The organism is Streptomyces sp. NPDC054849 (genome assembly GCF_053610945.1).
This window is the reverse complement of sequence record NZ_JBSGZI010000187.1, coordinates 1-3,847: the sequence shown is the minus strand read 5'-3', so window position 1 is coordinate 3,847 and position 3,847 is coordinate 1. Positions and strand designations below refer to the sequence as shown.

Genomic DNA, 3,847 nt, shown 5'->3' with positions numbered 1-3,847 from the left:
TAGCTCAGTTGGTTAGAGCAGCTGACTCTTAATCAGCGGGTCCGGGGTTCGAGTCCCTGGCGGCGCACAGACGGAAGAAGGCCCCCACGCGAGTGGGGGCCTTCTTCGTCATGCCGTGCCCTGCCGTGCCCTGCCGTGCCCTGCCGTGCCCGGCATGACGCGCACCTCGCGTCACGTCCGTCACGTCGTGATCTTCACCGTGTAGGCGCCCGACCGGGTCCGGTCCGCCACCTCGATGGTGATCCGCTCCCCCGGCACCGTGTACGTCTCGCCCACCTCCAGCGGCGCGTCCGCCAGCGGCGGGTACACCGAGCGGTCCCAGCACGCCTCCGTCTCCGGATGCCCGTCCAGTACCTCGACGGGGCCGCCGCCCGACGCCGCCTCGTTGCGCACCCGGTAGACCAGGACCCCTTCCGTGCAGGTGTCCCCGTCGTTGCCGGCGGATCCCCGCGCCTCGACGGCGATCGCGCTGCCGGGCCCCGTACGGACCACCGCGAGCCGGGTACCACCCGTGCCGCCGCTCGGCGGGGCCTGCGCCAGCGGCTGCAGGGTGTGCAGTGAGGAGCCCGATTGCACGCAGTCCACCTGGGAGGCGTCCAGCCAGCCCAGCTTCCACTTGTGCCAGGCGAAGAGGTCCGGGGCCATCCCGAACTGACTGCCCATGACGTCCCAGTCGCCGACGTAGGTGTCCCAGTCACCCTTGCCGTCGGTGGGCCGGTGATAGAGGTCGGGCAGGTCGAAGACATGTCCGGTCTCGTGGGCCAGCACGTTCCGGTCCGGCGGGTGGCGTTCGAAGACGGTGACGATCCGTCGCAGTTCGGCGCCGTCCGCGACGATCGGGCGGTCGAAGTTCACGACTTTCGTCGCGTCGGAGTCCACGCCGGGCGCGTCCGGGTCGGCGACGAAGTAGACGACGTCGTACCGGGTGAAGTCCACCTCGGCGTCGGCGGTGGCGACCGCGTCCCGCAGGTAGGCCGCCCGGTCCGCGGGGGCCCAGTCCCGCCTTATCCCGTACGCCGTGGACGGCTTGGGCATCCGGAGCCACTGCTTCTGCGGGTGTGGGACGAGGTGGAAGCGCCCGTACGAGGCCTGCTCGAAGAAGTCGGTGGTGGCGGGGAAGTAGTCGCCGGTGATCTGCTCCGGCGTGAGGGTGCTGCGGTGGTCGGGGAACGAGAGGAAGACCATCACCGCGTTGAGCGTGCGCTCGGGCTTGGGGTACGCGCCGTTCCAGCTGTCCACCCCCAGGGAGTGGTGTGCCCCGGTGCGGGTGAGCGCGCAGGGTCCGGCCCCGGAATCGGCTACCGCGGGACCCGCGACGAGCGACATGGCGGCGAGCGCCGTCAGGGAAGTGAGCGCCGCGGCGGTGCTTCGGATGCGGGAACGGTCCACTCCCCCGGGTGTCTGCTGTCGCGCCACATCGACCTCCGGTGGTGGATTCGTACCTGTTTAGCCACCTTGAGGCGATTGTCTTACTAATGCCCTGTTCCGCTGCCCCACACGAGTGAGCAATAGGGCAAGCCGGTGACCCCCGAACTTCACGCACCTGCCTACAGAACGTCACGACCGATCACCCGAGATCAGCAGGGGCCTCCGCATGCTCAGAGCCGCGCAGAAACGATCAAGCGATCTTGGTCCGGCGATCCGTCATCACGCCGAACTCCGGCGTCCCACCCGGCGACGCCGCTGGATAGGGCCTCCCGGCAGCCTCTATGATCGGCACACTTTCCTGCACGGACACTCACGAACACTGCGGGGCCAACGGTGAGCGGAACCTCAGAAGGAACCGGTTCGGCGGCCGACAGCATCCGATCGGCCATTACGGAGCGTCACCCGGCAGTGCCGGCAGTGCCGTCGGCCTCGGCCGATCCGGCCACGTCGGCCACGTCGGCCACGTCGGCCACGTCGGCGGCGCCCTACCGCGCCGAGTCCGAGCTGCGCGACTACCGGGCCGCCTTCAACGCGGCCCACCTCGCCATGGCGGTGGTCGACCGCGACGGCTACGTGGTCGCCGCCAACCAGGCCTTCGCCGGGCTGCTGGGCAGCGAGCCGCACGCGCTCGTCCACCGGTGCGCCGCCGACCTGGTGGACCTGGCCGCGGAGGCCCGCACCTGGGCCGCGTACCAGGAGGTGCTCCGCGGACGGCAGGCCCGGCTGCGGTGCACCCGCCGTCTCAAACACCCCGACGGGCACTCGCTGTGGACCGAGGTCACGCTCGGACCCGTACCCGGGACCGCGGACGTCCTGCTGTCCGTCTCCGACATCAGCGACCGGCGCGACCTCCAGGCCCGGCTGCGCCACCTCCAGATGCACGACCCGGTCACGCGGCTGCCCAACCGGGCGCTGTTCTTCGAACGGCTCTCCGCCGCCCTGGAGGCCTCTTCGTACGACCACGGCGGCGGCACCGGCCGGATCGGACTGTGCTACCTGGACCTCGACGGGTTCAAGGCCGTCAACGACACCCTCGGCCACCGGGTCGGAGACCGGCTGCTGACCGCCGTCGCCGCCCGGCTGACCCAGTGCGCCGACCAGTCCGGATACGGGCGCACCGGCGGGCACCTGGTCGCGCGGCTCGGAGGCGACGAGTTCGCCCTGCTCGTGGAGGACTCCACCGGCACCGAACAACTCGCGGACCTGGCACGGAGCGTCCTGGCCGCCGTACAGGAGCCTTTCGACCTGGCCGGGCAAAGGCTGTCGGTCTCCGCGTCGATCGGAGTCGTGGAGCGGGCGACGGAGGGCACCTCGGCGACCGGGCTGATGCAGGCCGCCGACACGACCCTGTACTGGGCCAAGGCGGACGGCAAGGCCCGCTGGACCCTCTTCGACCCGGAGCGCAACGCGCACCGCATGACCCGGCAGGCGCTCTCCTCCACGCTTCGGCCGGCTGTGGAACGCGGGGAGTTCGAGCTGGAGTATCAGCCGCTGGTGGACCTGGAGAGCGGTACGGTGCGCGGGGTCGAGGCCCTGGTGCGCTGGAAGCACCCGCAGTTCGGCACGCTCACGCCGAATCGGTTCATCGGTATCGCGGAAGAGGACGGCTCCATCGTCCAGTTGGGGCAGTGGGTGCTGAAGACCGCGTGCCGGCAGGCGCGACGCTGGCAGATCGAACAGCCCAGCGACGCGCCGGTCTTTGTATCGGTCAATGTGGCCGTGCGGCAGGTGTGGGACTCGGACCTGGTGGGCGACGTCGCGGAGATCCTCGCCGAGACGGGCCTGGCGCCGCAGCTGCTGCAGCTGGAGCTGACCGAGTCGGCGGTCATGGGCTCGGCGGGACGGCCGCTGCAGGCCCTTCAGGCGCTGAGCGACATGGGTGTGCGGATCGCGATCGACGACTTCGGCACCGGGTACTCGAACCTGGCCTACCTCAGCCGGCTGCCGGTCTCGGTGCTGAAGCTGGACGGCTCCTTCGTACGGGGCTTCCGCTACGAGGAGGGCACGCACCCGAATCCGGCCGACGAGACGATCGTCGAGGCCCTGGTCCAGCTCGCGCACCGGCTGGGTCTGACGGTGACCGCGGAGTGCGTGGAGACGCCCGGGCAGGCGGCCCGGCTGCGCCGCGTCGGCTGCGACACGGGGCAGGGCTGGCTCTACTCCCGCGCGGTGGCCCCGGACGTCATCGCCCGCATGATCGACCGCCAAGCGGCGGCAGCGGCCTCTGCTTCCGCGTCGGATCCCGCTAGCGCTCCCGCTTCTGCTCCGGCTCCGGCTTCCGCACCGGCTCCGGCTTCCGCACCGGCTCCGGCGTCTGCTCCGGCCGTCGCGCTGCCGGAGGAGCCCGCCCCGCGCCCCCTGGTCTGAGGCCCGGAGGGATACGAGAGCGCCGGCCGCCTGCGCCGGGACTGACACGTCC

Annotated in this window: 2 protein-coding genes and 1 tRNA gene; 2 read left to right on the top strand and 1 reads right to left on the bottom strand. The window is 71.1% G+C overall.

The genetic code is table 11. From position 1 onward, the window contains the following. Nucleotide 1: 1 nt before the first annotated feature. Nucleotides 2-64 (top strand) — tRNA-Lys (locus ACWGIF_RS37740). A 116-nt stretch (nucleotides 65-180) separates the two neighbouring features. On the opposite strand, the gene ACWGIF_RS37735 is transcribed toward ACWGIF_RS37740, so the two are convergent. After that, nucleotides 181-1,416, bottom strand: coding sequence for a M6 family metalloprotease domain-containing protein (locus tag ACWGIF_RS37735; protein ID WP_453504364.1), 1,236 nt, complete (start codon nucleotides 1,414-1,416; stop codon nucleotides 181-183). A 345-nt stretch (nucleotides 1,417-1,761) separates the two neighbouring features. On the opposite strand from ACWGIF_RS37735, the gene ACWGIF_RS37730 reads away from it, so the two are divergent. Further along, a complete protein-coding gene (locus tag ACWGIF_RS37730; RefSeq protein WP_453504362.1) occupies nucleotides 1,762-3,795 on the top strand; it encodes a putative bifunctional diguanylate cyclase/phosphodiesterase in 2,034 nt (677 codons plus the stop codon). The last annotated feature ends 52 nt before the right edge of the window (nucleotides 3,796-3,847 follow it).